Origin of the sequence: Bifidobacterium margollesii, assembly GCF_002860355.1 — a bacterium.
Taxonomy (GTDB): domain Bacteria; phylum Actinomycetota; class Actinomycetes; order Actinomycetales; family Bifidobacteriaceae; genus Galliscardovia; species Galliscardovia margollesii.
Genome location: NZ_NMWU01000021.1, coordinates 97581 through 110975 on the forward strand (window position 1 = coordinate 97581; position 13395 = coordinate 110975).

Here is a 13395-nt window from a genome sequence, read left to right on the forward strand (position 1 = left end):
AAACGTGATTCGAATAACATTTCCGGATCATGAATCATGGAGGATACAGCGCATGGGAGCACGGATCCGATAACAAAAAAAAACGCCCGAATCTGTCGGGCGGCTTAACGATTCAAGGTCTCGTGATTTGGAATCCCATGATCTGGAATATTGCGATATGGAGCGGACAACGGGACTCGAACCCGCGGTCTCGACCTTGGCAAGGTCGCGCTTTACCAACTAAGCTATGTCCGCAATGATGATCGGAACCATCAAGTGGGCGATGCAGGAATCGAACCTGCGACCCCTTCGGTGTGAACGAAGTGCGCTAGCCGCTGCGCCAATCGCCCGAATTGCTTCGGATATCAAATTATCGAAGGCGAAGGTGACTCCGCGATCGTGGGCGATACAAGATTCGAACTTGTGACCCCTTCCGTGTCAGGGAAGTGCGCTACCTCTGCGCCAACCGCCCGGTTGAATACTCTGTAATGAGTCGAGGTGGGTACGAGAGTCGAACTCGTCTATACGGCTTTGCAGGCCGCTGCCTAACCGCTTGGCTAACCCACCGTAAAGGTTCAAATTAACTCTTCGGACCTTAGAGCGGACAACGGGACTCGAACCCGCGGTCTCGACCTTGGCAAGGTCGCGCTTTACCAACTAAGCTATGTCCGCATGTGTTTCGCAACGATTTTCATCGGAGCGGCAAGCACGAGTAACTAATATAGCGAGAGCACACAGGTCTGGCAAATCGGCGTGTCGTACAGATGGCCATTCACCGATCTCGCAGAGTTCTCGTTGGGCTAACAGCCCCTTACCGTGATCACCAAGCCGGTAGTGTGGAAACCATGAAAGAGAGTATGAGCAAAAGGCGGTTCATGATCGTCGCGTTCGGAGGATGGAACGACGCCTGTCAGGCGGCCACCGACACGATCCGCCATCTGCTGGACACGTATGAGTCACGGGAGATCGGTCATATCTGCTGCGATTCGTATTATGACTATCAGTCGTCAAGACCCATGCTGTGCAACGTCCAGGGGCATCGCCGTATCGTGTGGCCCGAGACCACGTTCTACGAGGTGAAGGCCGACCCGGACAACACGTTCTACGTGGCGATGGGCCCCGAGCCGAACTTCCATTGGTCGGATTTCTGTCAAAGGGCGTTGCGCTTCGCCGATGAATGCGATGTGACGAACGTCATCACGTTGGGATCGATGTTCGCCGAGTGCACGCATACCCGAGCTCTGCCGTTGAGCCATTCCTGCGGAGATGACGACGACGCCGCCGAGGACTCCTATTGCGGACCGATCGGTATTCCGACGGTGCTGAATTATCAGGCGGCAGAGGATGGGTTCGAAGCGGAATCCCTGTGGATTTCGATTCCGCAGTATCTGGGAGGGGATGAATGCCCTGCGGGCACGCTTCGTTTGCTCAATGAGCTTTCCTCGATCATGGATCTGGCACTGGAGGAAGGCGATCTCGCTGCGGCAACCGAGAAGTGGAGATTGCAGGCGGATATGCTGGTCCGATGCAATGACGATCTTTCCGACTACGTCCATCATCTGGAGCATCTGATGGACGAGCACGGCGATAGCGATGCCGATGTTTCAGCACCGCATGCGAAACAGCTGGTAGAGGAGACCGAGGAATTTCTTCGATCCTTCGATCATCCCGCCGCACCGGAAGACTGAGCCTACGGCAGATCAGACTGCCCGAACCAAGTCATCGGAACATGAAATCGGGGGCTGTGACATCGTATCGATCCGATGTCACAGCCCCCGATTTTCGGCCCAGGGAAGGACGCTATCGTATACGATAGCGTCCTTCCCTGGAGGGCGAGACTGTATTCGCCTGTTGTTCTATGCCCCTACTACGTTCTATGCCCCTGCGACGGCCGAGGGATCAATGGCCGGAAGCACGCCGGTGAGCAGCAGAATGGCCACCACCACGGCCAGGCCGATTCGATAGATGGCGAAAGCCTTGTAGGAAAATGTGGAGACGAACTTCAGGAAGCCGATGATGACGATATAGCCCACGAAGAAGGATACGAGCGTGGCTGCGATCGTCGGACCCCAACCGGGGAACATGCCTGCACCGAGGCAGGCTTCGGATGCGGGATCGTTGGCGACCGCGCAGGCGCTGACGTCCTTGACCGCGGAAACCGATTCAAGAATGCCCGCACCGAACACGGCGGGGATGGCCATCAGAAACGCGACCCGTACGGCGGCCTCGCGAGTGTAGCCCATGGCTCGTCCGAAGGTGATGGTGCCACCGGAACGCGAGACGCCCGGAATCAAGGCGAGCATCTGACCGATGCCGAAGATGATGGCGTCCTTCGCGGTCATGCGATTCATCGTCTTGATCTGCGGCTTCTTGGCATCGAAGATCCACAGCAGCACGCCGAACAGGGCCAGCACCGTCACGGTGATCCACAGATTACGCAGCGTCGTTTCGATCACGTTCTTCAGCAGCACACCGGCGATGAGGATCGGCATGGTACCGATGATGATATACCAGCCCATCTGGGTATCGGGATTGTGCGCGCCGAGACGGCTCTTGAGATCCTTGCCTTCCTTGCCGAAGAGGGATCCGAACCACGCTCCGAGAATTCGGATGATGTCACGTCGGAAGTAGAGCAGCACCGCAAGCTCGGTGCCGATCTGGATGATCGCGGTGAAGGCGGCCCCGGGATCGGAACCGATCATGAGATCACCGACGATACGGATATGGGCGCTGGACGACACCGGCAGATATTCGGTCAAAGCCTGCACCAGCCCCAGGAAAATAGCTTGGAAGAAATTCATGTCCCCTCGTTGTCACTCTTTCAATCATCAAAGGTACGTGGAAAACCATACCGTCAGCCCTCTAATTCGATGCTCAGACGCGTGGATGTCTCGCAGAATGCCCACAATGAACTGCAATGGAAGGAGTTTTACCATGACCGTATATCGCAAAAGTCGTCGTTGGGCGCCTGAGGGTTTCTTCGAATGCGAGGGACGCGGATTGCAATGGCTGGCTCAGGCGCACGCCTCGGGAGGCCCCCGTGTGGCCGGTGTGATGGACTGGTCGAACGACTATCTGGATATTGAGCGGATCGCTTCCGCTTCCCCCACGCCGAAAGCCGCCTACGCCTTCGGCGCGGCATTGGCGCATATGCATGATTTCGGAGCGCCGTATTTCGGTTCCGCACCGGACGGATATCACGGCACATGCTATTTCGGCCCACTTCAGGACCCGGTGCCGATGGCGACCGGCGAGTGGACGGATCCGATCACGTATTTCACTGAGGGCAGACTGCTGCCTATGGTGCGTCTGGGAATCGAGCGTCACGAACTGGATCATCGAGACCTGGAAATGATCGGTGAGGTGGTCGACGCGCTTCCGGAATTGCTGGGAGGCGCGGTCAAGGACAAGCCAGCTCGCATTCACGGCGATCTCTGGAGCGGCAATGTGATGTGGACGAACGATTCCGGATCCACCGAAGCCGTGCTGATCGACCCCGCAGCGCACGGAGGGCATCGCGAGGAGGATCTGGCGATGCTGCATCTGTTCGGCATGTCGTATCTCGGCCAGATCATGGACGGCTATCAATCGGTGCACCCGCTGAAAAGCGGATACGAGGAACGGTATACGCTGTGGCAGCTGTATCCGATCGCGGGCCATTGCGTGTTCTTCGGAGGCGGCTACGTAAACGAATTCCGTTCAATGTGTCGTTCACTGCTTGGATGACGGCCGGAGCCGTCATCCCGGTGCCGCCGTCCGGACTGTGGGACTGTGTGATGTTCGTCGGGAACAGTTCTGCTCGCCACCTCAGGTGGGTGTTTCCCATGCAGCGGGAAACACCCACCTTCAGCGCACGATCAGCTCAGTGCGTCCTTGAGCTTGCCGAAGAAGCCCTTTGGCTTACCAGTGGACTTCCCCGGCCGGGACTGCGATGCGACCTTATGCGCGGCCCCGTTGTCGTGCTGGGCTGCGAACCGCTCGATCAGGTCACGCTCATCATCGGTAAGCTTGGTCGGAATATGCACCACGATGTGGGCGATGATGTCGCCGCGTTCTCCCTTGGTGGACCGAAGCTTGGTGACACCGAGCCCGTCGACCGTCACGGTGTCGTCCTGCTGGGTGCCGGCGGGAATGTCGATGGATCGCTTGCCGTCGAAGGTGTCGAGTTCGAAATCATGACCGAGCACGGCCCAGCTCATGGGCACTTCGATCCAGCAGTGCAGATCGTCGCCGTCACGCACGAATGTCTTGTCCGGTTCGACGCGAACGTCAATGTAGAGGTCGCCGGCCGTGCCGCCGCACTCCCCCACTTCGCCCTGTGAGGCCAGTCGCAGACGGGTGTCGTCGTGGATGCCTGCCGGAATCGAAACGCCGACGTTGCGCTTGCTCCGCACCCGGCCGTGTCCCATGCAGCTCGGGCAGGGGTTCTCGATGATGGTGCCGTGACCTTCGCATCGCTCGCAGGGCGCGGACGACATCATCTGGCCGATCATGGTGCGCACCACTTTCTGCACGAATCCTCGACCCTGGCAATCGGGGCAAGTGGTCGGGGCTCCTCCCGCGCTGCCGCTGCCCTTGCAGTCAGGGCACAACGCCATGGTGCGAATGTCCACATGAGCGGTTCCGCCGAAAATGGCCGTCTTCAGATCAATGGTAACGTTGGCGAGCGAATCCCGTCCCGGCTGCGTGCGCGGAACCGGTCCTTGGGAAGCACCGAATCCCTGACCGAAGAACTGGCCGAAGATGTCGCCCATATCGAATCCCGCCGAGCCGGAGAATCCTCCGGCATTGGGATTGTTGGGATCCACTCCCTGATCGTACATACGACGTTTTTCCGTATCGGAAAGCACCTCGTAGGCGGAATTCACCTCCTTGAACTTGTCCTCGAATTCGGGACCGGCGATATCGGGATGATATTTGCGGCTCATCTTGCGATAGGCCTTCTTGATCTCCTCTTCGCTGGCGTTCCTGTCGACGCCCAATACTTCGTAATAATCAGCCACTGATCAATCTTTCCCGTGTGTGTGTTCCTGTATTGCGTGTTCGATGTGTTGTCGTAGCGTTCCGTCCGATCCCCGATTCCCGCGGTGTCCGCGGTGCCGTGGATGCATGCCGTCTCCAGTCGAATATTGTGCCATAAGAGACGGTCCGGACCGACCGCAAGGCTGCTCAACCACTACTGGGCTTCATCATCGGCATGCGGATCCTCCTCGTTGGCGATGACTTCGGTGAGGTATCTGGCCACGGCCCTTACCGCGGATATCGTGGTCGCATAATCCATATGGGTCGGGCCGATGGAACCGACGAATGCCACCGGTTCGCTTCCCGAAGCGGATGCACCGCCCTCGTGATCCCCGTCATCGCCCGCGGTTGACTGGCCGTATCCCGATGTGACGACCGAAGCGTTGAGCAGGCCGGGGGTATGGGTTTCGGAGCCGATGGCGATGCCTACGCCGTGGCATTGCGTCACCTCGCTCAACGTGGTCATCAGCTTCATCAGCACCACCTGCTCCTCCAGCGCGTCGAACAGCGGGGCTATGACGCTCATATCCGCCGATTGGCCGTGCGCCAGTTGGGCCGTGCCCGCCATGTAGAGGTTGCTGGTCCTCTCCTGAGTGGCCATTTCGTCAAGCACACGGGACGCCGCCTCGATCAGCGCCCGGGATGTGCCGGCAGGCTCATCCTGAGCCGAGGACTGCACGTCACACGCCGCTCTTCTGAGCGATTTGCCCATGCTGTTCGCATTGATACGCGATCCGATGCCGGCGATTTCGACATCGGACGGCCTGTCGGCCACGATGATGGTACGCTGTTCCACCCGCCCGGTGTCGGTGATGACCACCATCAGCACGCTGACAGTGGAGACCGGTACCAGTTCGATGTGACGAAGAGCGGATCTGGCCAAAGACGGAGAAGCCACCACCGCCACCTGACCAGTGATCTGTGCAAGCAGTTGCGCGGATCGCCGTAACGTGTCGTCCAGACTCACCGATCCGGAAAGAAACGACCTGATACCGCGACGCTGCGCCTTGGAAAGCGGCACCACCGTAGCGAGCTTGTCCACGAAATACCGGTATCCCTTCTCAGTGGGTATGCGTCCTGCGGAGGTGTGGGGCTGGATCAGATACCCTTCATCCTCCAGCGCCGCCATATCGTTGCGGACCGTCGCCGAGCTCACTCCGAGCCGGTGCCCCCGTGTCAGGGCGCCGGACCCCACCGGTTCCTGAGTACGGATATAGTCCTCGATGACGGCGCGGAGCACCAACATGCGTCGCTCGTTCGTCACGTCAGCCTCCTTGGATGTCTCTTGCCGCGTGTCGCGACATGTCCACTACATTGCGAAGCCCTAACATCGATGACATCGCAATGATCATCATGCTTCCTTCTTTTTTAGCACTCGACACAGAAGAGTGCTAACCCAAGGCTTAATCGAACAAAAATAAACAAGCGTGAACACTTTTCAAACAAACAGCGTAAGGAAATGTGCCGTGAAGTCTTCGTGCCGGGTTAGCATGAAAGAGCAAATGAAGCCGATGCGCACGTTCTAGCCAAAGCGGAACGCTTCTCGGCTAGAACGTGCGCATCGGATCCGTCCGATTGGAAGGAAAGTTGATTCATGACCGAATTCAAGGAGACTGAACTGGACGAGCGCGCCATCAAGATGGCCAAGGTCCTTTCGGCCGATGCGGTCGAGAACGCCGGAAGCGGCCACCCCGGTTCCCCGGTCTCGTTGGCTCCCATCGCCTACACGCTGTACCAGCATTTCATCAAGCATGATCCGAACGATCCCAACTGGGAAGGTCGTGATCGCTTCATCCTTTCCGGCGGCCACGCCTCCCTCACGCAGTACGTTCAGCTGTACTTCTCCGGCTATGGGCTGACTCTGGACGATCTCAAGCACTTCCGCGGCGGCGCCGACACCCGCACTCCGGGCCACCCCGAATACGGCCTGACCCCCGGCATCGAAATGACCACCGGTCCGCTGGGACAGGGCTTCGCCTCCGCCATCGGCTTCGCTTACGGCGAACGTTTCCAGCGCGGTCTGCTCGATCCCGAGACCCCGAAGGAAGACTCCCCCTTCTATCACAAGATCTGGGCCATCTGCGGCGAAGGCGACATCGAAGAGGGCATCTCCGGCGAAGCCGCTGCCCTGGCCGCGAACCAGAAGCTCGGCAACCTGACCGTGATCTTCGACGCCAACCGCATCCAGATCGAAGGCGACACCAACCTGGTGCTGGCGGAGGACGTGCTCAAGCGCTTCCAGGCCTACGGCTGGTATACCGACGAATTCAGCTTCATCCAGCCCGACGGTTCCTACAAGGAGGACATCGAAGGTCTGGCCGACGTCATCGCCAAGGCCGAGAAGGCCGCTCCCGATCAGCCGAAGCTCATCAAGGTCCACTCCCTGATCGCCTGGCCGACCCCGGGCAAGACCAACGACCCCTCCTCGCACGGCTCCAAGCTGGGCGCCGAGGCCGTCGCCGGCCTGAAGAAGCTGCTCGGATACGACCCCGAGCAGAGCTTCCAGGTCGACGAAGAGGCGCTCGCCCACGCCCGCAAGGTGGCCGAACGCGGTCTGGCCGCCCACGCCGCATGGGACGAGAAGTACGAAGCCTGGCGCAAGGCCAACCCGGACAAGGCGGCCCTGTACGACCGTCTGAAGGCCGGCGAACTGCCCGAAGGCTTCGACAAGGCCCTCGACGACCTCGAGGCCACCTTCGAAGTCGGCAAGAACGTCGCCACCCGTGGCGCCTCAGGCTCCGTGCTCAACGCCATCGCGGCAGTCATGCCCGAACTGTGGGGCGGCTCCGCCGATCTCGGCGGCTCCAACAAGACCGACCTCAAGGGTGCGGCCACCTTCGCCCCCGAGGAGTGCGCCACCGCTCAGTGGCCCGTCTGCAACGAGTTCGGCCGCCAGCTGCACTTCGGCGTGCGCGAATTCGCCATGGGCTGCATCACCAACGGCATCCTGCTCGGCTCCCACACCCGTCCGTTCGGAGGCACCTTCTTCATGTTCTCCGACTACGAGCGCTCCGCCGTTCGTCTGGCCGCCCTCATGGAGATCCCGAACCTGTATGTGTGGACCCACGACTCCGTGGCCGTGGGCGAGGACGGCCCGACCCACCAGCCGGTCGAGCATCTCGCTTCCTTCCGCGCCATCCCCCAGCTCGAGGTCGTCCGCCCGGCCGACGCCTTCGAAACCGCCGAAGCCTATCGCTACTTCTTCGAGAAGAAGAACACCCTGCCCACCGCCATGGTGCTGTCCCGTCAGGGTCTTCCGGTGCTCGCCGAAACCGCGGCCAAGGCCAAGGACGGCGTGAAGAAGGGCGCCTATGTGCTGGCCGACGCCGAAGGCACTCCGGATGTGATCCTCATGGGCTCCGGCTCCGAGGTCCAGCTCGCCCTCAAGGCGGCAAAGACTCTGGCCGAGGAAGGCATCAAGGCCCGCGTGGTCTCCGTGCCGTCCTTCGAGTGGTTCGAGGAACAGGACGCCGAGTACAAGGAGGCCGTGCTGCCGGCCGCCGTCAAGGCCCGCGTCTCCGTCGAGGCCGGTGTGGCGATGCCGTGGTACAAGTACCTCGGCTCCTACGGCAAGCCCGTCTCCATCGAGCAGTTCGGCCTGCAGGGCAACGGTGCGCAGAACCTGATCGATCTGGGCATCACCGCCGAGCACGTTGTCGAGGCCGCCAAGGCTTCGATCGCCGAGACCCAGGCCTGAGTCCGGTTCTCGTTTCCAAGCCCAAACAGACAAACGAACAGTAGGATTTTCCGGTTCTCCGATTGTTTTGGAGAACCGGGGATAACAACAACAAGGAGATTACATATGACTGCTGCAACTCAGCGTACGTCCGATTCCGGCGTTTCCATCTGGCTGGACGACCTGTCCCGCACCCGTATCGAGTCCGGCAACCTGCAGGAGCTCATCGCCGACAAGAACGTCGTCGGTGTGACCACCAACCCGTCCATCTTCCAGAAGGCCCTCAGCCAGGTCGGTCCGTACGACGCCCAGCTCAAGGAGCTCGGCAAGGTCGATGTGGAGACCGCCATCCGCGAGCTCACCACCACCGACGTGCGCAACGCCACCGATATCTTCCGCGAGGTCGCCGAGAAGACCGATTTCGTTGATGGTCGCGTCTCCATCGAGGTCGATCCCCGTCTGGCCCATGACACCGAGAACACCGAGAAGCAGGCCGTGGAGCTGTGGGAGAAGGTCAACCGCCCCAACGCCATGATCAAGATCCCGGCCACCCTCGAAGGTCTGCCGGCCATCACCGCCACGCTGGCCAAGGGCATCTCCGTGAACGTTACCCTGATCTTCTCGCTGGAGCGCTACGAGCAGGTCATCGACGCCTTCATCGAGGGCATTGCCCAGGCCGACGCGAACGGCCACGACCTGAAGCATATCGGCTCCGTCGGCTCCTTCTTCGTGTCCCGCGTGGACACCGCCGTCGACAAGCTGCTGGAAGCCAACGGCTCCGACGAGGCCAAGGCTCTCGAAGGCAAGGCCGCCGTGGCCAACGCCCGTCTGGCTTACGAGCTGTTCGAGAAGAAGTTCGCCGAGGATCCCCGCTGGGCCGCCCTCGAAGCCAAGGGCGCCAAGAAGCAGCGTCCGCTGTGGGCCTCCACCGGCACCAAGAACCCGGCCTACTCCGATTGCAAGTACGTCGATGAGCTGGTCGCCCCGCACATCGTCAACACCATGCCGGAGAAGACCCTGAACGCTCTCGCCGACCACGGCAACGGCGCTCCGACCATCGCCGGCACCTACGAGGAGAGCCACGCCATCATGGCCAAGCTCGCCGATCTGGGTATCGACTTCAAGGCCGTCACCGACAAGCTTGAGGCTGACGGTGTCGCCGCCTTCATCAAGTCCTGGGATTCCGTGCTGTCCGACGTTCAGGCCGGCATCGACCGCGTGAACGCCTGAGGTACCACCCCATTGGATGATCCCGCACTATAACGGCATACCTCGTGCATGATCCGTGTGCGGATCCGCCTCTCCGGCGTTAGCCGTGGGGTATCCGACCGTCTTCCGGCCAGGATATCCCACGGCTTTTTCATGCCAATCGGTTCAGCCATGTCCTCATGCGTCTGAGTCCTTCGGCGGTATCCTCCGGAGTGCCGACATAGGACAGTCTCACATATCCCCTGCCGCGGGAGCCGAATCCTGAAGCCGGCGTGACCACCACCTTGGCCTCATGCAGCAGTCGTACGGCAAACTCATGATCGTCCATCCCTGTGGCGGACACATTGATGAGAATATAGAACGCACCATCCGGAACATTGCAGGTCACCATCGGCATGTCCGCCACGGCCCGGACCACCATATCGCGATTTCTCCTGTAAGCGTTCTTCATCGTGACAAGGATGTTCGACGCCCCGTCGAGAGCGGTGACAGCACCGGTCTGCAATGCGCCGGGCACGCATGAAACGACGTTTTCCTGCATCACCGACATACGGTCGACGATTGGTTTCGGGCCAAACGCGCATCCTATGCGCCATCCGGTCATGGCGAAGGTCTTGGAGAAGGAGTCCACGACGATGGTTCGATTCCTCATGCCCGGCATCGATGCGATGGACAGGCATCGGACATCGTCGTCGTAGACGAATGCCCGATACACCTCGTCGCTGATCACCCATAGATCATGCCGCACCGCGACTTCCGCGATGTCCGCCAGCTCATTGGGATCGATGATCGCTCCCGTGGGATTCGATGGAGAGTTCAGCAGCAGGGCACGGGTTTTCGGCGTCACCGCCGCCTCCACATCCCTCGCCTGCATACGGAATCCGTGACTTTCGAACAACGGTACCGGCACCACGTTCGCCTGAACCATCTGCGCCTGACCGAAATAGTTCGCATATCCCGGATCGGGAACCAGAATGTCATCCCCCATGTCCAGCGTGGCGATCAACGCTAGATATATGGCTTCCATTCCGCCTGTGGTGATGATGATCTCGGTTGCCGGATCATAGTCGGTTCCGTCCTGCGCCAGACGATATTCGCACCACGCCTTTCGAAGAGACGACGTACCGCGATTGGGCGTGTAATGGGTGTCTCCATGAACGGCGGCCCGGTATGCGGCGTCGATCATCGTACGCGGAGTGTCGAAGCCAGGCTCTCCTATGGCGAATGAAATCGCCTCCGGCTCCCCCGCCGCAAGCTCGAACATCTCCCGAACACTGGGATACAGCGCCTTCAGGGCACGATGCGAAACAGATGGCATGACAAACCTCTTTCCCAAACTTCCTCGCACGCTCCGCAGACGGATTATGCGATGCTGTTTTCCCCTTATTATCGGCAGCATTACAGTGTTGCCAATCATTGTAGGTTCTCTTGAGGAACGAGCCGAAACCCCTTCGGATGACCACGGTTTAGATCGGTCGGCATACAACCTCATATGATCCGACTGGTACGTGCCGTGGCGAGTCGTCAAGGTGCCCATATGTCCGGCATGGAATTGTCTATGGGCGATGAGTGATAGTAATAAGCCGCAAGCGTTCTTGCGATTGCTTGCGGCTCCAATTCAACTACAGGGAGATATTATCATGAAACCACGTAAGCGGCAACATGTACTGATAGGTCTCCAGTTCAAGGGTGCGTGCGGCAACGTGCATACTCTTGAGATACGACTCGTTGGGCGTCGTGTCGTCGTACTGTTCGACGGACAACCCCGCCTGTTCGTAGGCTGACCATCACGGCTAGGCACTTCGGTGTCCAGCCGCTCCTTGTTAGTACAATCGGACCCACTGAACATTTTTTAGTGAGAGGTGGGAAAAATTATGAGTCTTAGGGATTTAAGGCTTAAGCGTGGGCTAACGCAACAGCAGTTAGCCAATAAAATCGCTAATCCGGGAATATCGATGTAGCTGCCTGATTCTGTTATCGGCGTGCCGTGTGGTATTGTTCCACCCTTTCACGACACGGATTTACCCAACCATGATGACGCTATGGTCCCGACACCTGATCAATGACGATGATGACCGGCTCTCCGCCTTGCTACAGTAGGGAGGTCATTCACGGAAGAGAGGTCCACCAGTGAGGAAATTCAAGGCACGTCAGCGTCTGGTCATGACATTCACATTCTTTTCGATGTTCTTCGGCGCCGGCAACCTGATCTTTCCACCGTTCGTAGGAGCTCAGGCCGGCGGTAGCACCATGCCCGCGGCCATCGGCTTCATCGTATCGGCGGTGGGCCTACCGATACTGGGCGTGATGGCGGTCACCTTTTCAGGCGGATTCGATGGTCTCACCAAACGGGTCTCCCCCGGATTCGCATTGCTGTTGGGCATGGCCATCATCCTCACCATCGGTCCCTGTTTCGCGATCCCCCGCACGGCGACCACATCGTTCGAAATGATGGTCGTCCCCCTGATACCGACGGATACGGTACGATTCTCACAGCTGCTCTATTCCCTGATCTTCTTCTCCCTGTCGTTTCTGTTCGCCCAGCATCCCGAGAAGCTCTCGAAGGTACTGGGCCGGTTCATGGGTCCGCTGCTGCTCATATTCATCGCCGTACTGTTCATCGTGTGTCTCGTTCATGGTGTCGGCACACCATCCACTCCAATGGGAGACTATGAAACGGATCAAATGGCGCGTGGTTTTCTCGACGGATACCAGACAATGGATCTGCTCGCCGCACTGTATTTCGGCATCGTGATCTCCGCGAACATCCGCGAGCAGAACATCGATGACGAACGTCAGGTCCAAATGGAAACCGCATATGCAGGTCTGGGAACCGGCGTGCTGCTGATCGTCATCTACGGTGCTTTAAGCTACGTGGGCATGGTGTCCGGTTCGATCAGCCGGATAGATCCGAAGACGGATACCGGAGCCACGGTGCTCACCAATCTGACGACGGCGATGTTCGGTACGGAAGGCACCATATTCCTCGGTCTGGTGTTCGTCATCGCATGCCTGAACGTCTGCACCGGATTGATCTGCACCTGTGCCTCGTATTTCCATATGAAATTCCCGGTCGTTGCGGGGCGTAGGATCGGTTATCGTACATGGCAGATGCTGTTCACCGTGTTCAGCTTCATCGTGTCGAATGCCGGGCTGAGCTTGATCATCAAGGTGTCGGTACCGGTACTGTCGGCATTGTATCCGATAGCGATCGTGCTGGTGTTGCTCGCACTCACCCACCGCATACTCGGCTCAAGGTTCTCCCGCATATATGTTTGGACGGTAACGCTTGTGGCGATTCCGTCGTTTACCGGCTGCATTTCCTCGCTAGTCGTCGTGTTCGGAGGATCGATACCATGGTTGGATGCACTGTTGAATCTGCTGCCGTTGCAAAACTACCAGCTTGGATGGATGACACCAGCCATGATGGGTATGGTCTGCGGCGTAGCCGATTCACTGATACGTAGATCGACGGGGACGCCGGCCGTCAGATAGCCGACGAACCACGA

General features: G+C 59.2%; 9 protein-coding genes and 5 tRNA genes. 5 read left to right on the forward strand and 9 right to left on the reverse strand.

Translation table 11 applies throughout. From position 1 onward, the window contains the following. Positions 1 to 158: 158 nt before the first annotated feature. The 5 genes from Uis1B_RS06355 to Uis1B_RS06375 all read right to left on the reverse strand — a co-directional run bounded on the left by Uis1B_RS06355 (position 159) and on the right by Uis1B_RS06375 (position 651). Positions 159 to 234, reverse strand: a tRNA-Gly gene (locus Uis1B_RS06355). A 22-nt stretch (positions 235 to 256) separates the two neighbouring features. Next, a tRNA-Val gene (locus Uis1B_RS06360) sits at positions 257 to 329 on the reverse strand. A gap of 50 nt (positions 330 to 379) precedes the next feature. Further along, positions 380 to 451, reverse strand: a tRNA-Val gene (locus Uis1B_RS06365). Positions 452 to 475: 24 nt separating this feature from the next. Next, a tRNA-Cys gene (locus Uis1B_RS06370) sits at positions 476 to 546 on the reverse strand. Positions 547 to 578: 32 nt separating this feature from the next. Further along, positions 579 to 651 (reverse strand) — tRNA-Gly (locus Uis1B_RS06375). Positions 652 to 836: 185 nt separating this feature from the next. On the opposite strand from Uis1B_RS06375, the gene Uis1B_RS06380 reads away from it, so the two are divergent. Further along, complete coding sequence (locus tag Uis1B_RS06380) at positions 837 to 1667, forward strand: PAC2 family protein (protein WP_243390282.1); 831 nt, start codon at positions 837 to 839, stop codon at positions 1665 to 1667. Positions 1668 to 1853: 186 nt separating this feature from the next. Here Uis1B_RS06380 and Uis1B_RS06385 read toward each other — a convergent pair whose 3' ends face one another. After that, positions 1854 to 2780, reverse strand: coding sequence for an undecaprenyl-diphosphate phosphatase (locus Uis1B_RS06385; RefSeq protein ID WP_101616613.1), 927 nt, complete (start codon positions 2778 to 2780; stop codon positions 1854 to 1856). Between the two features lie 133 nt (positions 2781 to 2913). Here Uis1B_RS06385 and Uis1B_RS06390 point away from each other — a divergent pair, with 133 nt between their 5' ends. After that, positions 2914 to 3705, forward strand: coding sequence for a fructosamine kinase family protein (locus tag Uis1B_RS06390; RefSeq protein ID WP_101616615.1), 792 nt, complete (start codon positions 2914 to 2916; stop codon positions 3703 to 3705). 131 nt (positions 3706 to 3836) lie between these two features. On the opposite strand, the gene dnaJ is transcribed toward Uis1B_RS06390, so the two are convergent. Then, positions 3837 to 4982: a molecular chaperone DnaJ gene (dnaJ, locus tag Uis1B_RS06395; RefSeq protein WP_101616617.1), complete on the reverse strand. Its 1146-nt coding sequence runs from the start codon at positions 4980 to 4982 to the stop codon at positions 3837 to 3839. Positions 4983 to 5155: 173 nt separating this feature from the next. Further along, positions 5156 to 6247, reverse strand: a complete 1092-nt coding sequence (gene hrcA, locus Uis1B_RS06400; RefSeq protein ID WP_101616724.1) for a heat-inducible transcriptional repressor HrcA — start codon at positions 6245 to 6247, stop codon at positions 5156 to 5158. Positions 6248 to 6595: 348 nt separating this feature from the next. On the opposite strand from hrcA, the gene tkt reads away from it, so the two are divergent. Both tkt and tal read left to right on the forward strand, forming a co-directional pair. Beyond that, positions 6596 to 8698, forward strand: a complete 2103-nt coding sequence (tkt, locus tag Uis1B_RS06405) for a transketolase (RefSeq protein WP_101616619.1) — start codon at positions 6596 to 6598, stop codon at positions 8696 to 8698. 105 nt (positions 8699 to 8803) lie between these two features. Next, positions 8804 to 9907 (forward strand): transaldolase, encoded by a 1104-nt coding sequence (tal, locus tag Uis1B_RS06410; RefSeq protein WP_101616621.1) that lies wholly within the window; start codon positions 8804 to 8806, stop codon positions 9905 to 9907. 130 nt (positions 9908 to 10037) lie between these two features. On the opposite strand, the gene Uis1B_RS06415 is transcribed toward tal, so the two are convergent. Beyond that, positions 10038 to 11204 (reverse strand): pyridoxal phosphate-dependent aminotransferase, encoded by a 1167-nt coding sequence (locus tag Uis1B_RS06415; protein ID WP_165782767.1) that lies wholly within the window; start codon positions 11202 to 11204, stop codon positions 10038 to 10040. 812 nt (positions 11205 to 12016) lie between these two features. On the opposite strand from Uis1B_RS06415, the gene brnQ reads away from it, so the two are divergent. Beyond that, a complete protein-coding gene (brnQ, locus tag Uis1B_RS06420; protein ID WP_101616626.1) occupies positions 12017 to 13381 on the forward strand; it encodes a branched-chain amino acid transport system II carrier protein in 1365 nt (454 codons plus the stop codon). Positions 13382 to 13395: the final 14 nt, after the last annotated feature.

Excerpts from the sequence above, each read along its gene's own strand:
- Uis1B_RS06380 (WP_243390282.1), top strand. The coding sequence starts at position 837 with ATGAGCAAAAGGCGGTTCATGATCGTCGCGTTCGGAGGATGGAACGAC.
- Uis1B_RS06385 (WP_101616613.1), bottom strand. The coding sequence starts at position 2,780 with ATGAATTTCTTCCAAGCTATTTTCCTGGGGCTGGTGCAGGCTTTGACC.
- Uis1B_RS06390 (WP_101616615.1), top strand. The coding sequence starts at position 2,914 with ATGACCGTATATCGCAAAAGTCGTCGTTGGGCGCCTGAGGGTTTCTTC.
- hrcA (WP_101616724.1), bottom strand. The coding sequence starts at position 6,247 with ATGTTGGTGCTCCGCGCCGTCATCGAGGACTATATCCGTACTCAGGAA.
- tkt (WP_101616619.1), top strand. The coding sequence starts at position 6,596 with ATGACCGAATTCAAGGAGACTGAACTGGACGAGCGCGCCATCAAGATG.
- tal (WP_101616621.1), top strand. The coding sequence starts at position 8,804 with ATGACTGCTGCAACTCAGCGTACGTCCGATTCCGGCGTTTCCATCTGG.
- Uis1B_RS06415 (WP_165782767.1), bottom strand. The coding sequence starts at position 11,204 with ATGCCATCTGTTTCGCATCGTGCCCTGAAGGCGCTGTATCCCAGTGTT.